The organism is Pseudoalteromonas sp. J2K-J599 (assembly GCF_059295115.2).
In genome coordinates this window covers 1,580,569-1,599,386 of the sequence record NZ_CM200271.1, presented here as the reverse complement: position 1 = coordinate 1,599,386, position 18,818 = coordinate 1,580,569, and the positions used below count along the sequence as shown (strand labels likewise).

The 18,818-nt window shown below is 39.1% G+C and carries 22 protein-coding genes; 15 read left to right on the top strand and 7 right to left on the bottom strand.

Going from position 1 to position 18,818, the window contains the following annotated elements:
- Positions 1-35: 35 nt before the first annotated feature.
- The 6 genes from AC5NT5_RS07265 to AC5NT5_RS07240 all read left to right on the top strand — a co-directional run bounded on the left by AC5NT5_RS07265 (position 36) and on the right by AC5NT5_RS07240 (position 3,681).
- Positions 36-983 (top strand): LysR family transcriptional regulator, encoded by a 948-nt coding sequence (locus tag AC5NT5_RS07265; RefSeq protein ID WP_024595339.1) that lies wholly within the window; start codon positions 36-38, stop codon positions 981-983.
- A gap of 305 nt (positions 984-1,288) precedes the next feature.
- A complete protein-coding gene (locus AC5NT5_RS07260; RefSeq protein ID WP_188160873.1) occupies positions 1,289-1,621 on the top strand; it encodes a hypothetical protein in 333 nt (110 codons plus the stop codon).
- A gap of 86 nt (positions 1,622-1,707) precedes the next feature.
- Complete coding sequence (locus AC5NT5_RS07255; protein ID WP_494513160.1) at positions 1,708-2,157, top strand: hypothetical protein; 450 nt, start codon at positions 1,708-1,710, stop codon at positions 2,155-2,157.
- Positions 2,141-2,590 carry a GNAT family N-acetyltransferase gene (locus AC5NT5_RS07250; protein ID WP_494513161.1) on the top strand — a complete coding sequence of 150 codons (450 nt, stop codon included), beginning with the start codon at positions 2,141-2,143 and terminating at the stop codon, positions 2,588-2,590. The genes AC5NT5_RS07255 and AC5NT5_RS07250 overlap by 17 nt, the downstream gene beginning before the upstream one ends.
- A 29-nt stretch (positions 2,591-2,619) precedes the next feature.
- A complete protein-coding gene (locus AC5NT5_RS07245) occupies positions 2,620-2,826 on the top strand; it encodes a hypothetical protein (protein ID WP_007375422.1) in 207 nt (68 codons plus the stop codon).
- A 423-nt stretch (positions 2,827-3,249) separates the two neighbouring features.
- On the top strand, positions 3,250-3,681 hold the full coding sequence (locus AC5NT5_RS07240; RefSeq protein ID WP_494513162.1) for a hypothetical protein: 432 nt from the start codon (positions 3,250-3,252) through the stop codon (positions 3,679-3,681).
- A 12-nt stretch (positions 3,682-3,693) separates the two neighbouring features.
- Here the strand turns inward: AC5NT5_RS07240 and icd are convergent, their stop codons facing one another.
- Positions 3,694-4,962, bottom strand: coding sequence for an NADP-dependent isocitrate dehydrogenase (icd, locus tag AC5NT5_RS07235; protein ID WP_138488944.1), 1,269 nt, complete (start codon positions 4,960-4,962; stop codon positions 3,694-3,696).
- A 188-nt stretch (positions 4,963-5,150) separates the two neighbouring features.
- On the opposite strand from icd, the gene AC5NT5_RS07230 reads away from it, so the two are divergent.
- Complete coding sequence (locus tag AC5NT5_RS07230; RefSeq protein ID WP_494513163.1) at positions 5,151-5,954, top strand: M61 family metallopeptidase; 804 nt, start codon at positions 5,151-5,153, stop codon at positions 5,952-5,954.
- Here AC5NT5_RS07230 and AC5NT5_RS07225 read toward each other — a convergent pair.
- Complete coding sequence (locus AC5NT5_RS07225; RefSeq protein ID WP_494513164.1) at positions 5,951-6,502, bottom strand: hypothetical protein; 552 nt, start codon at positions 6,500-6,502, stop codon at positions 5,951-5,953. The genes AC5NT5_RS07230 and AC5NT5_RS07225 overlap by 4 nt on opposite strands.
- Positions 6,503-6,873: 371 nt before the next feature.
- Between AC5NT5_RS07225 and AC5NT5_RS07220 the strand changes: the two genes are divergently transcribed.
- Positions 6,874-7,041, top strand: coding sequence for a hypothetical protein (locus AC5NT5_RS07220; RefSeq protein WP_002961566.1), 168 nt, complete (start codon positions 6,874-6,876; stop codon positions 7,039-7,041).
- A gap of 139 nt (positions 7,042-7,180) precedes the next feature.
- Entirely contained in the window at positions 7,181-8,023 is an 843-nt protein-coding gene (locus AC5NT5_RS07215; RefSeq protein WP_494513165.1) for a hypothetical protein, read from the top strand.
- Positions 8,024-8,107: 84 nt separating this feature from the next.
- Here the strand turns inward: AC5NT5_RS07215 and AC5NT5_RS07210 are convergent, their stop codons facing one another.
- The 5 genes from AC5NT5_RS07210 to rnm all read right to left on the bottom strand — a co-directional run bounded on the left by AC5NT5_RS07210 (position 8,108) and on the right by rnm (position 11,703).
- Positions 8,108-8,689, bottom strand: coding sequence for a YceI family protein (locus AC5NT5_RS07210; protein ID WP_039489966.1), 582 nt, complete (start codon positions 8,687-8,689; stop codon positions 8,108-8,110).
- Between the two features lies 1 nt (position 8,690).
- On the bottom strand, positions 8,691-9,242 hold the full coding sequence (locus AC5NT5_RS07205; RefSeq protein ID WP_494513166.1) for a cytochrome b: 552 nt from the start codon (positions 9,240-9,242) through the stop codon (positions 8,691-8,693).
- Between the two features lie 146 nt (positions 9,243-9,388).
- Positions 9,389-10,225, bottom strand: a complete 837-nt coding sequence (locus AC5NT5_RS07200; RefSeq protein ID WP_039489969.1) for a segregation and condensation protein A — start codon at positions 10,223-10,225, stop codon at positions 9,389-9,391.
- A 6-nt stretch (positions 10,226-10,231) separates the two neighbouring features.
- The gene (locus tag AC5NT5_RS07195; protein WP_002961576.1) at positions 10,232-10,852 is read right to left on the bottom strand and encodes an L-threonylcarbamoyladenylate synthase; all 621 of its coding nucleotides are present in this window, start codon (positions 10,850-10,852) and stop codon (positions 10,232-10,234) included.
- Positions 10,849-11,703, bottom strand: a complete 855-nt coding sequence (gene rnm / locus AC5NT5_RS07190; RefSeq protein ID WP_138488940.1) for an RNase RNM — start codon at positions 11,701-11,703, stop codon at positions 10,849-10,851. Before rnm ends, AC5NT5_RS07195 begins: the two co-directional genes overlap by 4 nt.
- Before the next feature lie 464 nt (positions 11,704-12,167).
- Here rnm and AC5NT5_RS07185 point away from each other — a divergent pair, with 464 nt between their 5' ends.
- The 6 genes from AC5NT5_RS07185 to trpA are packed head-to-tail and all read left to right on the top strand — an operon-like array spanning position 12,168 to position 18,756.
- Positions 12,168-13,736, top strand: a complete 1,569-nt coding sequence (locus tag AC5NT5_RS07185) for an anthranilate synthase component 1 (RefSeq protein WP_182736529.1) — start codon at positions 12,168-12,170, stop codon at positions 13,734-13,736.
- Position 13,737: 1 nt separating this feature from the next.
- Positions 13,738-14,340: an aminodeoxychorismate/anthranilate synthase component II gene (locus AC5NT5_RS07180; protein WP_182194407.1), complete on the top strand. Its 603-nt coding sequence runs from the start codon at positions 13,738-13,740 to the stop codon at positions 14,338-14,340.
- Between the two features lie 11 nt (positions 14,341-14,351).
- Positions 14,352-15,389, top strand: coding sequence for an anthranilate phosphoribosyltransferase (gene trpD, locus AC5NT5_RS07175; protein WP_002961580.1), 1,038 nt, complete (start codon positions 14,352-14,354; stop codon positions 15,387-15,389).
- A complete protein-coding gene (gene trpCF / locus AC5NT5_RS07170; protein WP_494513167.1) occupies positions 15,382-16,746 on the top strand; it encodes a bifunctional indole-3-glycerol-phosphate synthase TrpC/phosphoribosylanthranilate isomerase TrpF in 1,365 nt (454 codons plus the stop codon). Before trpD ends, trpCF begins: the two co-directional genes overlap by 8 nt.
- A gap of 7 nt (positions 16,747-16,753) precedes the next feature.
- On the top strand, positions 16,754-17,938 hold the full coding sequence (gene trpB / locus AC5NT5_RS07165; protein WP_002961582.1) for a tryptophan synthase subunit beta: 1,185 nt from the start codon (positions 16,754-16,756) through the stop codon (positions 17,936-17,938).
- Positions 17,935-18,756, top strand: coding sequence for a tryptophan synthase subunit alpha (trpA, locus tag AC5NT5_RS07160; protein ID WP_024595006.1), 822 nt, complete (start codon positions 17,935-17,937; stop codon positions 18,754-18,756). Before trpB ends, trpA begins: the two co-directional genes overlap by 4 nt.
- Positions 18,757-18,818: the final 62 nt, after the last annotated feature.

Here is an 18,818-nt window from a genome sequence, read left to right as displayed (position 1 = left end):
GATAATTAATACAGCATATAATTTAAATTAATCATATGAATATAAGAAATGTCGATCTTAACCTTCTCGTTTATTTAAATGTGTTAATAGATGAAAAAAGTGTGTCAAAAGCTGCCAATAAACTCGCGCTTACGCAACCTGCTATGAGTAATGCGCTAAAACGTTTGCGCGATTTATTTGATGACCCGCTACTTGTTCGTGCTGCAGGCTCTATGACGCCAACGGCAAAGGCACTTGCGTTAAAGCCTGAAGTTGAGGCGCTCTTAAAAATGGCCGAAGCTATTACGCAGCCTAGTGAGCAATTTAACCCTACAACGGCTGAAGTTACGTTTAGAATAATGGCAAACGACTACATAGAGTCGACCTTAATAGCCCCTTTTATAACTGCGCAGCTTAGTAAAAATCCCGGTATTAATTTTGATGTATTAAGTCCAAGCGACGTAAACCTGCAAGACATGGAAAAAGGCACTATAGATTTAGCAATAAATCGCTTTAATGGTTTGCCACGCTCGTTTCATCAAGCCAGTGTATGGCGAGATAACTACTGTTGTTTAACGCATCCTAAAAATACATTTTTACAACAATCAGGGTTAGACGACTACTTAAAAAAAGAGCATATTTGGGTAAATCGTGCCGGCTGGGGGCCTGAAGCCGCTGTTACTAATAAATCAGGAAAGCAAAAATTAGGCTGGGTAGATGAAGCGCTTTGGCAACTAGAACAAACCCGTAAAATACGTGTTTTTACTCGCCACTATATGGTTGCAAGCCTGCTTTGCCAATCAGAGCAACTTATTGCCACCCTACCGCGCAGGCAAGCTAAGTTATTAACCTCTCATACTGATTTGGTAATCAGTCCTGTACCATTTCAAATAGTGCCTATTGAAGTAAAAATGATATGGAGCCCACTGCTGCACCATGCACCAGCGCACCAATGGTTAAGGCGTGAGTTATTAGCGTTTGCTAAAACGATTGCAGATAGGTAATTAAGAGCAAACCTTAATTAGTACTCAAGAGCCTAATGCGAGTGCCTGTGCTATGTACTGAATCATCTAATTTTGAGCTAATAGCTTGGTTAGCATTTTAAATACATTGAGTTAAAAACTACCTAATCAAAAAGCTAGAACTCAAATACAATGTTCGCTCAAGAATTGAATCAAAATAAGTACTGCGTTATTGTTAATTAGTAATATAAAGTCAATAACTTTAGATACTCGTTATCAACAATCTAAGACATATTAAAAAATGGAATTTTATGTACCAATACCTATATTTGAAGTGTTCACTTATAATGAGCAAGGTCACCAAAATTAGCTTTCTTCCTTTCTCTAAAGTTGAAACTGATAATTTAAAAACCCTATTATTTACTGCGCGATTTTTTGTTTATATAGCTCTTGCATACTTTTTGAATGGGTTCGGTACTTTTTTATATGATGTTCATGAAATTGTTAATTTATACAACTTTGAACAAACTTGGAGGGTCATATTTACAAATATTCATCAGGCTCTACTATTGAAAAAATTATTATGGGAGATGTTATTTAGCGCTGCTATATTAGCGACTGGAGGTATATTGGCTGCAATAGTTTCATTCGAGTTTAAATATGAAAGTAAAAGTGACTAATCTCAAGTCTTTGCTACATTAAAATTAACTTAATCGGATTATAAAAATACTATTCAATAACAACAACTTAAAGCCTTGCTCTGTAAATGTTATTTAAGAGCCTTTTAAGGAAGATTATTATAAATATTGATTACTCTACTTATTCACTTAGTGAATTAAACGAAGCACTTGAAAGTATTGATGCGCATAAATATCCCGAAAACTACAAACGCCTTAAAGATGAATTAGCTAAACCAAATCGTACTGAGCCCAAAGCTACGCAACAAATAGTAATAGCTGAAAATAGCACTAAGAAAACAAGTAAAGCGCTCCTGTGTATTGTTTTAGGTTTGTTTATCCTTTTACGCAGCTATTTTAATTACGAAAGCGGTGTCATTTATAAGAGATACAATGAGCCGGCAGTGGCATCTTTAGAAAATAACCCGAAAAAGTTTTATTTATTTCTTTATTTCACAATTGGTGCCGGAGGTTTTATTACGGCATATGGTATTCATACTTTATTTTCTAAAAAAGAAGACAATGATAAAAAAACTTAATAATAAGAATAACGATACTGCAAATATAATTTTTGCTGTCTTTCAAAATTCCTATGCTATAGAGGCTAAACTGATCGGCGCGCATAACTTTCCTCCTTTAGCGCGTAATATTAAAGGTATAAAAAAATCAGAAACAACCTTTTATGGCTACAGCGAAAATGAATGTTTAGCAGCCGTTATAGAAGTAGATACAAACAACGAGTATTTAGATATTTGTAGTTTAACCGTTGATCCTAGTCATTTTAAAAAAGGTATCGCAAGTAAGCTAATAAGTTATGTTTTAGCAATGGATGATTTTTCTCATGCAATAGTGGAGACTGCGGTTGCTAATACTCCTGCAATAAATTTATATAAAAAGCATGGCTTCGTGGAATTTAAAAGATGGACTCCTTCACATGGTATTGAAAAGCTGGCTATGTCGATCATAATTTAAATCAGTATTTCAAAATAGGTAATTTACAAATGGATAGTGCATCAATAATTGCGTGGAGTGTTTTGTTTGGCGGCATAGGTATTGGCTACCTTACTTACGGGCGAAGAAAAAAAGCCGTAGTACCACTTTGTATTGGTTTGTCGCTATTGGTATTTCCGTATTTTATGAGCAGTGTTAGCATGCTGTTGATTGTAGGCGCTATTTTAGTGGCTATTCCCTACTTTATTAAAATTTAACATTACTACTGTTATTGCAATTATTATGGCTAAATAAAATACACTAGAAAATAAAAAAGCGCCGTGGTATTCAACTTTGGGAAAATACCATGGCGCTTTTGGAAATCGTCGATATAGGAGTCTACCTACAGTGTAAGATTAGCAAGCTTAGTACCAACTTCATAAAACAATTAAAATTCAATAAAAACAATAAACTAAGCATCCACCTTAACTCATCAACTAACCCCCTTGTTCCAGTTTTGTGCACGTTTTTACCGCTCTGCACCAAATTAATTAGTATAATTTAGGTATGTTTTCTATTTTTTATTTAGTTTTAAAACTTACTATTGATGAAATCAATGTCAGTTATTGAAAACAACAATTTCATTAATAATACACTTAGCGCTAGAGTGAAGTTAAGCCAACAAACTAAGAGTAATAATTATGACAACATCAAGCTTCACACAACAAGACGGGTTATTTATTGATGCTAACTTACATCAGTTTATTGAAGAGCAGTTATGCGCAAAAACTAACACCACTGAAACTTACCAAGCATTAGCTACTTTAATTGATGAGTTTGGTTGTAAATGCCGTAAAACAAAGCACCAACCAAATGATGTATTAGAAGTGGATACATTGCTAAACGCATACCAACTTAAAAACCACCCACTTTGCCACGTTGATGCGCAAACGACAGAAGCCGTTTTAGACGAATATTGCTGCCAGGTTCCTGCAATTATTGTTGTTGCGTTAATGGATACGCTCAGTGGTACGCAGTGCGATGAACCTCAAGCACATGAGATTTACCATCGTGCAGCGCAGTTAACCAACCGCCCTTGCATGCACAGAGTAAAAACTGCCTCAGCAGCTTAATAATGAATGTGTTTAAAAGTGCTCGATAACCTTCTTTGCAAAGCCAGTACAAGTTAAGGTTGTCGAGTTATGAATACTTGAGTTATCGCTCTGCTCTTGCGCTAAATCAAAGGTTACTTCACCGCTTTTAAATGTTTGCTCTAACGCATTTTCTATTAGTAATGCGGCCTCGTCCCATCCCATAAACTTAAGCATTAATACCGCACTTAAAATACTACTGCTGGGGTTTGCTTTATTTTGCCCTGCTATACGTTCAAACGTGCCGTGTGTAGGCTCAAAAAATGCGACATCGTTATTTAAATTTGCAGCAGGCATTATGCCAACACCGCCAACTTGTGCGCTCAGCATATCCGCTAAAAAGTCACCATTTTGATTAGTCGTCACCACTACATCAAATTGCTCTGGGTGCATTAAACATTGCTGCAGCATGTTGTCGGCTATAACTTCTTTAATAATTAGAGGTGCTTGATTTACTCGCTCTATTTGCAGCCAACGCCCATTTTCATGTGCAGTGGCATTAAATTCGCTTTGTGCAAGTGCATACCCCCAACGCTTAAATGCCCCATCGGTAAATTTAAGTACATTGCCTTTATGCACTAGCGTTAATGATTCACTATCGTTTTTAAGTGCATAGTTAATGGCAAAGCGCATTAGTCGCTCAGAGCCTTCTTTAGATATATTTTTAATACCAATACCGCATTCTTGTGAAAACCTTAGGCGGGTTACGCCCATTTCCTCACATAAAAAATCGAGCATTTTTTCACTTTCTACACTGCCTGCTTGCCACTCAATACCTGAGTACACGTCTTCGCTGCTATCACGAAGCACTGTTATGTTTGTTAAAAAAGGATTTTTTAAAGGAGAAGGAAGTGCGCTAAAGCCTTTTATAGTGCGCATATTTACAAACAAATCCATTTCTTGCCTGAGTGCAACATTAAGCGATCGAAAGCCACCACCCAGTGGTGTGGTTAACGGCCCTTTTATGGCAATTTTGCAGGCACGTACCGCGTTAATTGTTTCTTGCGGGAACCAGTCACCGTCATACAGCTTTGCGGCCTGCTCGCCATTATAAACTTGCATCCAATGAATTTTCCGTGCACTTTTATAACAATGCTCAATTGCACTATCAACAACGTGGCGCATCACCGGCATAACATCCAGACCCACGCCATCGCCATCAATAAAAGCAATGATAGGTTCTAACGGTATTTGCCAATGTCCTTGTGCATCAATAGTGATATTTTGGCCGTGCTCAGGAACTTGAATATGCTGATACGTCATGGCTAAAACCTAACTTAAAATTACGATTAATTGATTAAACCATGCTTAGCTAGAGGTGTCTGTATTTGTACTTTTATAGTTACTATCATTTTAAAAAATAAAGAATTAGGCGTGATTATTTATCCATTTAGTTGGTCTTGTATGTTAACCCTGGCGTACCAGTTATTAAATTACAGTGGAGCATTTTAATGAAATTCTTTTTTGTACTGCTACTATCAATCAGCTCTTTTAACGTATTAGCCGTTGAAGTAGTCATACATAACCTTAGCTCGCTCTCAAGTAATGCTCAAAACACAGTATCTGCATGGGTTAATCAAAGTGTTGAAAAAACACAAAATACACTGGGGCCTTTAAAGCAAACCACTTTGCCTATTTATTTAAAACCGCAATACTTTGCTTTTGAGCCTGTACCTTGTGCTACAGTTAAGCGCAATAACCCCGATGGGATTGAACTACATATAGATCGCTACGCCAGTTTAAATGCATTCACTAAAGATTGGACGCTATACCATGAACTTTCGCATTTATATTTGCCGCTACTTCCCTACTCCGGTTTTTGGCTAAGCGAGGGTTTTGCCAGTTATATGCAAAACGTAATAATGCGTGACAGCGGTATAATCACCCAGCCACAGTTTGTACAACGTTTAAATGCAGGATTTGATCGTGCCCGCCTGCAAACCAAAACTAAAACACAGCCACTTAATGAGCTCTCTGCCGATATGTGGAAACAACGCGCCCAGCAACGTGTTTATTGGACAGGTGCAGCTTTTTTTGCACAGGCCGACCTTAAGCTACAAAAACAAGGTTTATCTGTCGCGGGTATAATAAAACAGTATCAAACATGCTGTAGACCCGCTCGTTCTAGTGCTAAAACCTTTATAAAAGAGTTAGATAAGTTATCCAGCAGCAGCATTTTTACAACGCTGTATGCAAAATATAATACTCGTACTGATTTTCCTGATATTAATAAAAAGCAGCTAAACACGCTTTAACGGCTGCTCTGTTTTATATAGCTACTATATTCAACCAGCCCTTGCGCATTAAAATTGGTTGAGTACTCGTTCATAAAACCATGCAAAAAATTGGTTTTATAGCACTTAACACTCGCTTTGGTGCTTAAAGCTTTAATAACTTCATCAACATTAAAGTGACTCTCACTTTCTGGGAATATCAATTCACAGGGTACATTTGCATCTAACGCTAAATAATTACGAATTTGCGACGGATAAAAGCCAATTAACTTTTTAAGGTGTGTATTGCCTGTTAATAACTGTGCCCGCCATGCTGCACTTGCCCCTGCGCTAAACGCAATACATGTGGTCGGCACTTTTAAACTCTCAAAGCATTCTAGAAGTTTGTCCGTGTATTTGTCATGGCCACACTGCTGTATAAAATTATTATAACTATCTTGTTCACTTTCAATAGCTTGAATCTTGTTATTGTATGGGTCAACAATCACTAAATTTGAACTAATTGCCTGTGATAACTTACTTAAAGCAGGGGTTAAACCATAAACATCACTCACTATTAGGTAATTCATACTTATCCTTTGGTAACTAAAAATGGGCTTTGTAAGCAGTTGATAAGATTTATTATAAATATTTTTATAATAAATAGCTTGCACACAATTTATATATAAGTTACCTTCCCTCTCTGGTTTAAAGAAACCGCCGCGGTTAACCATTTACCCTGATCCAGTAAGCCCCGCAAAACGTATATTTGAAAGCTAAGTTATTGTACGGCGAGAACCCCTTGAATAATACCGAGATGATTTTTTACTATCATCGCAAAAGTGTCATAAAGATCGTCAACACTGTAATGAAGCTAAACACAACATCGTTAATTTATTGACTGCAATTTGCTATACAAATATAGCGCAGAATAAATAACAAGAATAAAGTGAGTTTTATTATGTCTTATAAATATAACGGGTCTATGATCCAAATAGCACATCCAGTGCAATCAATTTCAGTAAACAAACATCGTGTAATCTTCAGTGATACACAAGGTTTAAAAAATGCGTTATTTCAAAAAGCGAGTGATGCACGCCAGTTTGTTAAGTGGCTAAAAGCTAACTAAGCAACATATAACTTTAATTGCCATTCTATTATTGCAATTATTGATAAGATATTATGCCAGCCTTGTTGCTGGCATTTTACTTTTTAGCCCTTTATTGGTTACAATAGTTTTACAATAATAATTACTGGTAGCTGTTGTAATGCTCCGTATATTTTTAACTTTCTTACTTTTTTTCTGTCTGAGCTCAATATGCAATGCTAGAACCATAAACTGGCTAGCGCACGATTTTGCACCCTATTATATTTTAAATGGTCAATATCAACACCAAGGCCGTGACGAAAGCATAATTTCTTTACTTGAAAAACAACTTCCTAATATTACCTTTAACCGCATGCTTATCCCCTCAGGTAAAGTAATTCAAGAGCTGTCTAATACTTCAAATAATGTTTGTGCGTTATCGCTTTATAAAAATGATTACAGAAAAGAGCATATTTATTTCACAGACGAAAGCTCAACAACGGGCCTCTCGCCTTCAATAGCAATGCATAAAAAGCTCGCCAAAGCGCTAAATATAGCGGAATCTAAAGAAGTATCACTACTCAATTTAATACAAGATAAAAAACTAACTCTTGGAGTTTCTATGAGCCGCTCTTATGGCCAAGAGATAGATACATTAATAAACAGTACACCCAACATTGATTTAGTAATTAGACCCACACGCGATAGCCTAGCGAGCCTCACATATATGCTTAACCTAAAACGAATTGATATTTTGCTGGGTTACCCAAGCGAGCATTACTATTTAGCTAAATCAATGCACTTTGAAGAAAACTTAACGCAGCGTCCATTAACCGAATCCCCAGCGCTCAGCTATGGCTTTATTGGTTGTACTAAAAACGAGCAAGGCGCAAAAGACATCGCTATTCTTAATGAGCAGCTTAAAGTTATTAAAAAAACGCAGGCTTATAACGATTTACTTATGCGCTGGTTGCCTGAGGATTTAAGGCCTCTATTAAAATCGCGCATTAACAGCGCAAAATAAGTAAATTCAAAGTCGCTTAATTTGAGTTTCTGTTAAGCAAAAAAAACGCCACAGTAAGTGGCGTTTTTATATTCAATAACTGTATTACTTACGAACGCCTTCTATTGATAAAATAATATCAACATGAGTAGATGCAGGCCCTAAGTTGTAATCAATACCGTAGTCGGTAAGTTTAAGGCTGGTTTCGCCTTCAAAACCTACGCGGTATCCACCCCACGGATCTTTCCCTTCGCCCACTTTATCTATTTCAAAGGTAATAGTTTTAGTTACGCCATGCAGCGTAAATTCGCCGGTTACGTCGGCCTCTTCACCATCTTCATCAAATTTAATGCTGGTGCTTTTAAATGTCGCTTTTGGGTATTTATCCACATTTAAAAAATCTTTACCATGTAGGTGCTTATCACGCTCTGCATGGTTAGAATCAAGGCTTGTGGTGTCAATATTTACCATAATTTTTGATGCATCAGGATTTTTAGCATCGTAACTAAATGTGCCGTCAAAAGTATTAAAACGACCATATAACCAGCTGTAACCTAAGTGTTTAATTTTAAAGTTAACAGATGCGTGCCCGCCTTTCGTATCAATTACATAATCAGCTGCATTAGCGGCTGTTGCCGATAACATCATTGCAGCCGAAACGGCTGTGCTTACTAATAATTTTTTCATTTTAATCATCCTTTAATGGTTTGATCATTCTGATTAAGGTTTTATCTTTATCGATAAAGTGATGTTTTAACGCCCCTAGTGCATGAAGTACTGCAAACCCGATTAATGTGCACGCGCCATAATAATGTACTTTTCCTGCAATATCGGCTTGGTCATCAAATGCAAAATCAAGCGCTGATACGTTAAATAAGGTAAACACTTCTATTGGACGTCCGTCTGCGGTTGATATTAAATACCCTGCAACAACTATAACGGCCAAAATAATATACATAGCAATATGCGCAGTATGTGCTAATTGGTTCATGCCTTTACTTTCACCTAATGATTTAGGTTGTGTAGATAAAGCACGCCATAAAGTTCTAAATAAAAATACGGCCACAAGTGTAATACCAATGCTTTTATGTAAATCGAGCGAGCCTTTATACCAGCTATCATAATAAGTAAGCTCAACCATATATAAACCTAAACCAAACAGGCCAAAAATAGTCAACGCCATGAGCCAATGTAAAATAATGGCGACAAGTCCGTAAGATGAAGGTGTATTTTTAAACATGTGTAACGTCCTATAATGCTATGACGTTACAATATAGTGCATAGCCGTAAATGAAAATAACATTTACAAACACTTTACGTGCGTATACGCACAGAACTTTGATAATTAAAGTCAGTTTTTAAAAGTTGAGGATTAAACAGATAAGTTTATAGGGTGGATTGCTCGCTCAAGCTGACATAAATTAAGCTCTCTGGGCTTACTTGCAAACAAGTAACAAGTCCTTCTTTAATGAGCTCAAGCATGGCTATAAAACTAACCACCACACCACTACGCCCTTCATCAGGCGTAAAAAGCGCATTAAATACCACTGCTGAATTTGCTTTCGATAGCTGTTGTAATATTTGGCTCATTCTCTCTCGGGTTGAGAGTACTTCAGCAGTAATTTGATGATGTTCAAACGTTTTTGCTCGCGCCATAACATCACTCAACGCCAGCATTAAGTCTTTAAGTTCAATATCAGGGAGGTTATGACTTGTGTCTTCATTTATTGGCATAGCGGCATGCGCTATAAAAATATCACGCCCAACACGGGGGATATCATCGAGGTTTTCGGCGGCTTTTTTAAATAACTCATATTCTTGCAGGCGTTTAATAAGCTCAGCGCGAGGGTCTTCTTCCTCTTCAAGCTCTTCGTGAACAGGGAGTAATAAGCGCGACTTAATTTGTGCAAGTAACGCAGCCATTACTAAATATTCACCGGCAAGTTCGAGTTGAAACTCGGTCATCATTTCAACGTAACTTACATACTGCTCTGTAATACTAAAAATAGAAAGATCGAGCACATCAAGCTTATGCTTTTTAATTAAATAAAGCAGTAAATCGAGCGGGCCTTCAAAGGTTTCTAATATTATTTCGAGCGCATCGGGCGGAATATATAAGTCTTCTGGTTTATCTACAACCGCTTTACCATGCAAAAAAGCCAGTGGCAGCTTCTGCTGCACTGGCTTTTCACTACTTTTTGTATCAGCAGTACTTTCGCTCACTTGTTATTACTCAAACGGGCTTGTATCACCACAGCCAACACGCAATATTTTAACTTCATCTTCCGACAAGTCGATTACTGTGGTTGCTTGCTCGGCTAAATGGCCACCGTGAATAATTAAATCAACGTGTTTATCTAATCGCTCTAATATTTCATCCGGATCAGATTCAGTAAACTGCTGCCCGGGTAAAATTAAAGAACACGACATTAATGGCTCGCCAAGTTCGGCAAGTAACGCACAAGCAATTGGGTGTTCAATTACACGCATGCCAATGGTTTTTTTCTTGTCGTTTAATAAACGCTTAGGGACTTCTTTTGTGCCTTTAAAAATAAAGGTATAAGGCCCTGGCGTATTATTTTTAATTAATCTAAATAGCTGGTTATCTACACGTGCATAAGTAGATAGCTCCGATAAATCACGGCAAACTAGCGTAAAATTATCGTTTTTTTCAATACCACGAATACGCTCTATGCGCTCTTTGGCTTGCTTATTACCAATGTTACAGCCAATGGCATAGCCCGAATCTGTTGGGTAAACAACAACACCGCCTTGTTTAATAATATCAACGGCTTGACTAATCAATCTTGGTTGCGGGTTATCAGGATGAATATGGAATAATTGACTCATGTTAATGCCCCTTCTTGTCCTTCCCAAACTTGCCAAACACCTTGGCAGTCTTTCGGTAAGTATAAATTTTTGCCAAGCTCTAAATAGCTTGTCGGAAAATGAAAATCAGACCCTTGCGAGCAAAGTAGTTCGTACTCACGGCTGAGTTCACCTAAAAATTGACGTTCGCTTGGCGCCTGTTGAGGTTGTGCAACTTCCATTGCGTCTCCTCCTACACTTTTAAATTCTACTAATAATTTGCGTAGCCACTTGTTTGACATTTGATAGCTACTTGGGTGCGCAAGTACAGCAACACCACCAGCAGCATGTATTGCCTCTACAGCGGTTTGCATGGTGCACCAGCAACTAGGTACATAGCCTGTTTTGCCGCGCCCTAAGTACTTTTTAAATACACCTGGGAAATTTTTAGCTACACCGCGCTCAATAAGAGCGCGTGCAAAATGTGCGCGCGTAATTTGCGCGTCTTTTGCCAGCTCTTTAGCTTGCTCGTAAATGCCATCAAAGCCATTTTTTGCAAGGCGTGCGCCAATTTCTAGTGCACGCTCTTCTCGCTTTTGCTGCTGAGCCGTTAATAAAGAAGTAAGGTCAATATTATTAATATCAATATTTAAACCTACAATATGAATTTCGAAGCTTTCCCATTTGGTAGACACTTCGGTACCCGTTATTAATGAAAGCGGTAAGTTTTCTGCTTCAATAAATTGCTGAGCAGGCTTAATAGCCGCCACAGTGTCATGATCGGTAATAGCAAACACATCAATATTTTTATCAACAGCGCGATGCAATAATTCTTCAACCGTTAAACGCCCGTCTGAATGTGTAGTATGGCTATGTAAATCGTATTTTATCAAAAGAAAACTGCTTAAAATTAAGGGTTACTGGTGTTTATGTAAGTATAACAACTTTTTTGACTAAATTGTTTTAAATAAACACTTGACACAAAAGCATAAGATACGTTTTACTGTAGCCACTTTCAGACACATTAAGAATTAACAATAATGATCAATTCAAACTTAAACACTATTTGGTGGTGGCACTCGTAATTTTCGGGTGATGAATTGTCGTGTCTAGCAAAAATTCAAAACCCGCAACTATGCGGGTTTTTTTATAACTAAATTTTACGAAACATATACGTTAAAAATATTTAATAAATTTTGAGGCAGAAAAACATGAATAACGTTCTTACTCTTACACATCGTTGGTGGTGGCGCCTGATATAGCGGGACGGTAATGATCTGTTTGTAATTTAGATATCGTTATTCAAACCCCGCATTGCAAAAGCACTGCGGGGTTTAATTTTTTGAGGGAATGAGGTTTGATTTTTAGTCATATAACTACCACACCAGGCGAAGTAACAAGCATTACGCAAGTACGCGACTATATTAGTAGCCCTCTTGCATTATACGCGGCACTTGATAAGCCTAACTCACTACTGCTTGAATCAGCTGAGATTGATTCTAAAGACAGTGTAAAAAGTTTAATTTTAGTTGATAGCGCCCTGCGCATTGTATGTAAGGGTAAAACGGTAACTGTTAGCGCACAATCAAATAACGGCAAGCAATTATTAAGCTACTTACAAGCAAATGTTAAGAGCTGTGATTCACAATTAAACGACACAACGCTTACACTTAACTACCAAGACACCAGCAGCGATATAGACGAAGCAAGTAAGCTTGTTGCCGATAACGCTTTCAGCGCTCTTCGTACCTGTATTAACAGTATTCAAAGCACTACCGAAAATCCGTTTTCGGTATTTTTAGGCGGTGTGTTTGCCTACGACATGGTGGCAAACTTTGAGCAATTAAGTGATGTACCTGATGGCGAAAACACCTGCCCAGATTACGTATTTTATTTAGCTGAAACGTTAGTTGTTATTGATCATCAAAAGCAAACAACTGAGCTCATTGGTAATGTATTTAATGGCCCAGACGTACACGCTAACTGCTTTGAAGTAGGTAAAGAGCTTGAGCGGTTAAATACGCTGTGCGATAACGCAGCAGAATTTAGTGCGGATATGCAAAGTGGCGAATGTGAAGTAAGCGTTGATATAAGCGACGAAACGTATTGCGAGCAAGTTGTTAAGCTTAAAAAGAACATTGTAGATGGTGATATTTTTCAGGTAGTGCCGTCGCGTACATTTTCACTACCTTGCCCTGATTCTTTACATGCGTATAGTCAGCTTAAAAAGCAAAACCCAAGCCCTTACATGTTTTATATGCGCGATGAAGACTTTGCATTATTTGGCGCGTCTCCTGAGTCGGCCCTTAAGTACGACGTAAGTAATCAGCAAGTAGAAGTTTACCCAATTGCTGGTACTCGAGCGCGCGGCAAATTTGCTAACGGGCAAATAAACCCCGACTTAGACAGCCGCATTGAGCTGGAACTAAGAAACGATCAAAAAGAGCGCGCCGAGCATTTAATGCTTGTCGATTTAGCCCGTAACGACGTAGCCCGCATTAGTGTTGCAGGTACTCGTTTTGCCAAAGAGTTATTAAAAGTAGACCGCTATTCACAGGTAATGCATTTAGTTTCGCGCGTTGTTGGCACACTAAAACCAGAACTTGATGCACTGCACGCTTACCAAGCGTGTATGAACATGGGCACCCTTGTTGGTGCACCAAAAGTACGTGCTGCTGAGCTTGTTCGTCAAACTGAAGGTAAGCGCCGTGGCAGTTATGGCGGCGCTGTAGGTTACTTAACCGGTGATGGCGCAATGGATAGCTGTATTGTTATTCGCTCTGCTTTTGTTAAAAATAACATAGCCTACGTGCAAGCAGGTGCAGGTGTAGTGTTTGACTCAGATCCTATTTCAGAAGCAAACGAAACTCGCGCTAAAGCACAAGCGGTTATCACCGCCATAAAATCTACGTATAAGGCGGTATAAAATGAGTAAAGCGAATCCTATTAAAATCTATTTTTTAGATAACTTTGACTCATTTACATATAACTTAGTTGATGAGCTTACGATGCTTGGCTGCGAACTTGTTGTATACAGAAACAACATTAGCGCTGAGGTTATTTTTAATAAAATGCGCCAAGAGCAAGGCCAAGTACTCTTAGTACTTTCCCCAGGTCCTGGAACACCAAGCGATGCAGGCTGTTTAATGGAGCTTATTGAGCTCTCTAAAGGCCACTTCCCAATGCTAGGCATTTGTTTAGGCCAACAAGCGTTAACACAAAGCTATGGCGGAGTAATCGGTCACGCGGGTGAAACAGTACATGGTAAGTCTTCAATTATTAATTTAGGCGAACATCCTGTATTTGATGGTATGGGCAATACAATGCCTGTAGCACGTTACCATTCATTAATGGCAACAAAAGTGCCTGGTAATATAAAGGTTATTGCCCAGTATGAAGATATCCCTATGGCTATTTATCATCATGATGACAATGCATTGGGTTATCAATTTCATCCAGAATCAATACTGACGCCAAACGGCGCAATGCTACTTCAGCAAAGTGTCGCTTACTTAACACGCGCCAAATAAAAGAGGACATTATGAGTACACAACCAGAACAACCCATAAATGTTCAACACGCGATTGAACAACTAATTACAGGGCAATCATTAAGCTACGCAGACGCCAAAGCACTGTTTGATGAAATAATGCAAGGTAACATGAGCGAGATTGAGCTAACCGCCCTACTAATAAGCCTTAAAATTAAAGGCGAAGTAAGCGATGAAATAGCAGGTGCTGCAGCCTCAATGCGCGAAAACGCTGTTGCTTTTACTACCAGCAGTACACAACTTGCTGATAGCTGTGGCACTGGCGGTGATGGCTCAAACACAATTAATATAAGCACAACAGCAGCCATAGTTGCCGCTGCTGCCGGTATTAACATGGTAAAACATGGTAATCGCAGTGTATCGAGTAATTCAGGCTCTGCCGACTTACTAAAAGCGCTGGGAATTAATATAGATATGAGCCCAGAGCAGGCAGCAAAATGCCTTGAGCAAACCAATTTTACCTTTTTGTTTGCACCGCACTATCACAGTGGCGTACGCCATGCGATGGGCGTGCGTACAGCGCTTAAAACACGCACTATTTTTAATATTTTAGGCCCGCTTGCTAACCCAGCAGCACCTGATGTGCAATTGTTAGGTGTGTACAACGAAGCGTTATGTATGCCAATGGCACAAACACTTAAAACCCTTGGCACAAAGCGCGCTATGATTGTTCACGGCTCGGGCACTGACGAAATAGCTCTACACGGTCCAACAACGGTAGTTGAGCTGAATAATGGCGAGCTTACACAGTACACACTAAACCCAAGCGACTTTGACCTTGCAAACTATTCACTTGAACAACTCGCTGGTGAAGGCCCACAATACAACGCAAATGCTAGCCTTGCCATCTTACAAGGCAAAGGCACAGATGCACATAATGCTGCCATTGTGGTTAACGTAGCTGCCCTTTTATACCTAACAGGTAAAGCAGAAACGTTAAAAGAAGGGGCAAAGCAAGTACAAACATTATTAAGTTCAGGGCAAGCCATGAACACACTAAATGCAATTATTGAGGTAAGTAATGGCTAATGTATTAGACAAAATTGTTGCTGATAAAAAATTAGAACTAATTGAGCGTAAAGCCGCACGCCCGCTTGAAAGCTTTAAACACCTTGCAGTGCCTACAAGCCGTAGTTTTTACAAAGCATTAGCCGCCCCAGGCACACAGTTTATTTTAGAGTGTAAAAAAGCATCGCCTTCAAAAGGGCTAATTAGAGAGCCATTTGATTTAACCGAAATCACATCGGTTTATAAAAAATACGCTACCTGCATGAGCGTGTTAACTGATGCTAAATATTTTCAAGGCAGTTTTGACTATCTTGAATTTGTGCGCAGCCAAGTAGAACAACCGCTTATCTGTAAAGACTTTTTTATAGATGAGTACCAAGTGTATATGGCGCGTATTTATGGCGGTGACGCTATATTACTGATGCTTTCAGTACTCGATGACGAAAGCTATAAAGCACTGCACGCAGTTGCCGATTCTCTGAATATGTCGGTATTAACCGAAGTAAGTAATGAAGAAGAAGTACACCGTGCACTTGCGCTTGATGCACAAATTATTGGTATTAATAACCGTGATTTACGCGATTTAAGCACCGATTTAGCCACTACCGAAAAGCTACGCAAACTGATTCCGGCTGATAAAGTGGTTATTTCGGAGTCGGGTATTTACACCCATCAAGACGTAAAACGCTTAGCCCCATTATGTGATGGCTTTTTAATTGGCAGCTCACTTATGGGCGAGCGTGATTTAGAGCAAGCATGTCGCCGTGTTATTTTAGGTGACAATAAAGTATGTGGTTTAACACGTACCAAAGATGCACAAGCGGCATATCAAAACGGTGCTATTTACGGTGGTTTAATTTTTCATCCTAAATCGCCACGCTATGTTGATTTAGATTGCGCAAAAGAGCTTAGCCAAAGTGCCCCGCTTAATTTTGTGGGTGTGTTTGTAGATGCCCCAATTGATCAAGTTGCTCAATACGCAAGTGTGCTAAAATTGGCGGCAGTTCAATTACATGGTCAAGAAAGTGACGATTACATCGCTCAATTGCGTACACAGTTACCTACCGGCTGCGAGATTTGGAAAGCCCAAGCAATAAAAGATGCATTGCCAACGCCTGTAAATGGCGTTGACCGACAACTTTACGATACACACAGCGATACACAAGCTGGCGGTACAGGTAAAGCATTTGATTGGTCGGTGCTTCATGATGCAACCACACCGTTTATGCTCGCTGGAGGCTTAAATCCAGACAATATTAAAGATGCGCTTTTTAAAGGTGCCTTAGGCCTTGATTTAAACTCAGGCGTTGAAGAATCTGCGGGTAAAAAGTGCCCTAACAAATTACATAATGCTTTTACAAGCATCAGAAATTATTGAGGTTAAAATGCAAAATCCAGCTTATTTTGGCGAGTTTGGCGGTATGTTTGTACCCGAGTTACTTGTCCCTGCGCTTAAGCAGTTAGAAAACGAATTTAACAAAGCACAAAAAGATCCTGAGTTTCAGGCTGAGCTAAGTAAATTATTAAACGAGTATGCGGGTCGTCCTACCCCACTTACTTTAACGCGCAATTTAGTTAAAAACCCAAAAGTAAAACTGTATCTAAAGCGTGAAGACTTATTACACGGCGGCGCACATAAAACCAACCAAGTACTTGGCCAAGCGTTACTTACTAAGCGCATGGGTAAAAAACAAGTAATTGCTGAAACAGGCGCAGGCCAACACGGCGTTGCAACCGCGCTTGCATGTGCATTACTGGGTTTAAAATGTCGAATTTATATGGGCGCAAAAGACGTTGAACGTCAGCAACCAAACGTATTTAGAATGAAGTTAATGGGCGCAGAGGTTATTCCGGTAACAGCGGGTTCTGGCACATTAAAAGATGCAGTAAATGAAGCCCTGCGTGACTGGTCAGCTAATTATCAAGACGCGCACTACCTACTAGGCACAGCTGCGGGTCCTCACCCATTCCCAACAATTGTACGTGAGTATCAAAAAGTTATTGGTGAAGAAGCTAAACAACAAGTACTTAAAGCCGAAGGTCGTTTACCTGACGCTGTAATTGCCTGTGTTGGTGGTGGTTCAAACGCAATTGGTATGTTCACCGACTTTATTGACGAGCCAGGCGTTAAATTAATTGGTGTTGAGCCTGCTGGGAAAGGGCTTGATACAAATGAGCACGGTGCAACAATTTGTAAAGGCACTAAAGGTATATTACACGGTACTTACACGTACATTATGCAAAACGACGATGGCCAAATTGAAGAGTCTTACTCTGTATCAGCGGGTCTTGATTACCCTGCGGTTGGTCCTCAGCACGCATTTTTACACGAAACCGGTCGAGCGCAATACGTGGGTATCACAGATACAGAAGCGCTTGATGCGTTTCAATCACTTGCTAAAAACGAAGGGATCATTCCGGCGCTTGAATCAAGCCATGCGCTTGCTTATGCACTTAAGTATGCAGAAGAGCAAACCGAGGAAAGCGTTTTAGTTATTAATTTAAGTGGTCGTGGCGATAAAGATTTAGCACACGTTCACAATGTACTATCTGAAAGAGGTCAGCTATGAGCCAAGTAAAAACGGATCGTTACGGCAAAATGTTTGCAGCGCTTAACGAGAAAAAACAAGGTGCGTTTGTACCATTTGTAACAATTGGCGACCCAGGTAAAGAGCAAAGTGTTGCGATTATTAAAAGCCTAATTGACGGCGGCGCTGATGCACTTGAGCTTGGTATTCCGTTTTCTGATCCGATTGCGGATGGCCCTGTAATTCAAAAAGCTAATATTCGCGCACTTGATGTGCACATTAACACGCAAGATTGCTTTGATGTTATTAAAGAGATACGCGAGTATAACGCCGATATTCCAATTGGATTATTGCTTTACTCAAACCTTGTTTTTAAGCGCGGTATAGAAGCATTTTATAAAGATGCAAAAGCGGTAGGTGTAGACTCTATTTTAGTGGCTGACGTGCCTCTGCATGAATCTAAAATATTTAGAAAGTCAGCAATGGATAACGGTGTAGACCCAATTTTTATTGCAACTCCTAATGCAGATGATGACACACTTCGCCAATGCGCCTCTTACGGTCGTGGTTATACGTATTTACTATCGCGCGCAGGTGTTACCGGTACCGATACTAAAGCACAAATGCCAGCGGGTAATATTGTTACTAAATTAAAAGAATACCATGCAGCTCCTGCTCTTTTAGGATTTGGTATTTCAACGCCAGATGATGTAAAAGCGGCACTTAATGCAGGCGCAGCAGGTGCTATTTCAGGCTCTGCTGTAGTTAAAATTATTGAAGCTAACCTTAACGATTTAGACGCAATGACAACGCAGTTAAAAGCATTTGTTAGTGAAATGAAAGCGGCAACCGCATTATAAAAAGTGTAAATTTAGGCATTAAAAAAGGGCATTTAAATGCCCTTTTTTGTTTTTGAAAAACA

Bases quoted from the DNA above. Each gene is read 5' to 3' on its own strand.
- AC5NT5_RS07180 (WP_182194407.1), top strand. From the start codon at position 13,738: ATGAGTAAAGCGAATCCTATTAAAATCTATTTTTTAGATAACTTTGAC.
- trpCF (WP_494513167.1), top strand. From the start codon at position 15,382: ATGGCTAATGTATTAGACAAAATTGTTGCTGATAAAAAATTAGAACTA.
- AC5NT5_RS07220 (WP_002961566.1), top strand. From the start codon at position 6,874: ATGTCTTATAAATATAACGGGTCTATGATCCAAATAGCACATCCAGTG.
- AC5NT5_RS07195 (WP_002961576.1), bottom strand. From the start codon at position 10,852: ATGAGTCAATTATTCCATATTCATCCTGATAACCCGCAACCAAGATTG.
- AC5NT5_RS07240 (WP_494513162.1), top strand. From the start codon at position 3,250: ATGACAACATCAAGCTTCACACAACAAGACGGGTTATTTATTGATGCT.
- trpD (WP_002961580.1), top strand. From the start codon at position 14,352: ATGAGTACACAACCAGAACAACCCATAAATGTTCAACACGCGATTGAA.
- AC5NT5_RS07215 (WP_494513165.1), top strand. From the start codon at position 7,181: ATGCTCCGTATATTTTTAACTTTCTTACTTTTTTTCTGTCTGAGCTCA.
- AC5NT5_RS07225 (WP_494513164.1), bottom strand. From the start codon at position 6,502: ATGAATTACCTAATAGTGAGTGATGTTTATGGTTTAACCCCTGCTTTA.
- AC5NT5_RS07250 (WP_494513161.1), top strand. From the start codon at position 2,141: ATGATAAAAAAACTTAATAATAAGAATAACGATACTGCAAATATAATT.
- trpA (WP_024595006.1), top strand. From the start codon at position 17,935: ATGAGCCAAGTAAAAACGGATCGTTACGGCAAAATGTTTGCAGCGCTT.
- AC5NT5_RS07245 (WP_007375422.1), top strand. From the start codon at position 2,620: ATGGATAGTGCATCAATAATTGCGTGGAGTGTTTTGTTTGGCGGCATA.
- AC5NT5_RS07260 (WP_188160873.1), top strand. From the start codon at position 1,289: ATGAGCAAGGTCACCAAAATTAGCTTTCTTCCTTTCTCTAAAGTTGAA.
- AC5NT5_RS07265 (WP_024595339.1), top strand. From the start codon at position 36: ATGAATATAAGAAATGTCGATCTTAACCTTCTCGTTTATTTAAATGTG.
- AC5NT5_RS07255 (WP_494513160.1), top strand. From the start codon at position 1,708: ATGTTATTTAAGAGCCTTTTAAGGAAGATTATTATAAATATTGATTAC.
- icd (WP_138488944.1), bottom strand. From the start codon at position 4,962: ATGACGTATCAGCATATTCAAGTTCCTGAGCACGGCCAAAATATCACT.
- AC5NT5_RS07210 (WP_039489966.1), bottom strand. From the start codon at position 8,689: ATGAAAAAATTATTAGTAAGCACAGCCGTTTCGGCTGCAATGATGTTA.
- AC5NT5_RS07230 (WP_494513163.1), top strand. From the start codon at position 5,151: ATGAAATTCTTTTTTGTACTGCTACTATCAATCAGCTCTTTTAACGTA.
- AC5NT5_RS07205 (WP_494513166.1), bottom strand. From the start codon at position 9,242: ATGTTTAAAAATACACCTTCATCTTACGGACTTGTCGCCATTATTTTA.
- trpB (WP_002961582.1), top strand. From the start codon at position 16,754: ATGCAAAATCCAGCTTATTTTGGCGAGTTTGGCGGTATGTTTGTACCC.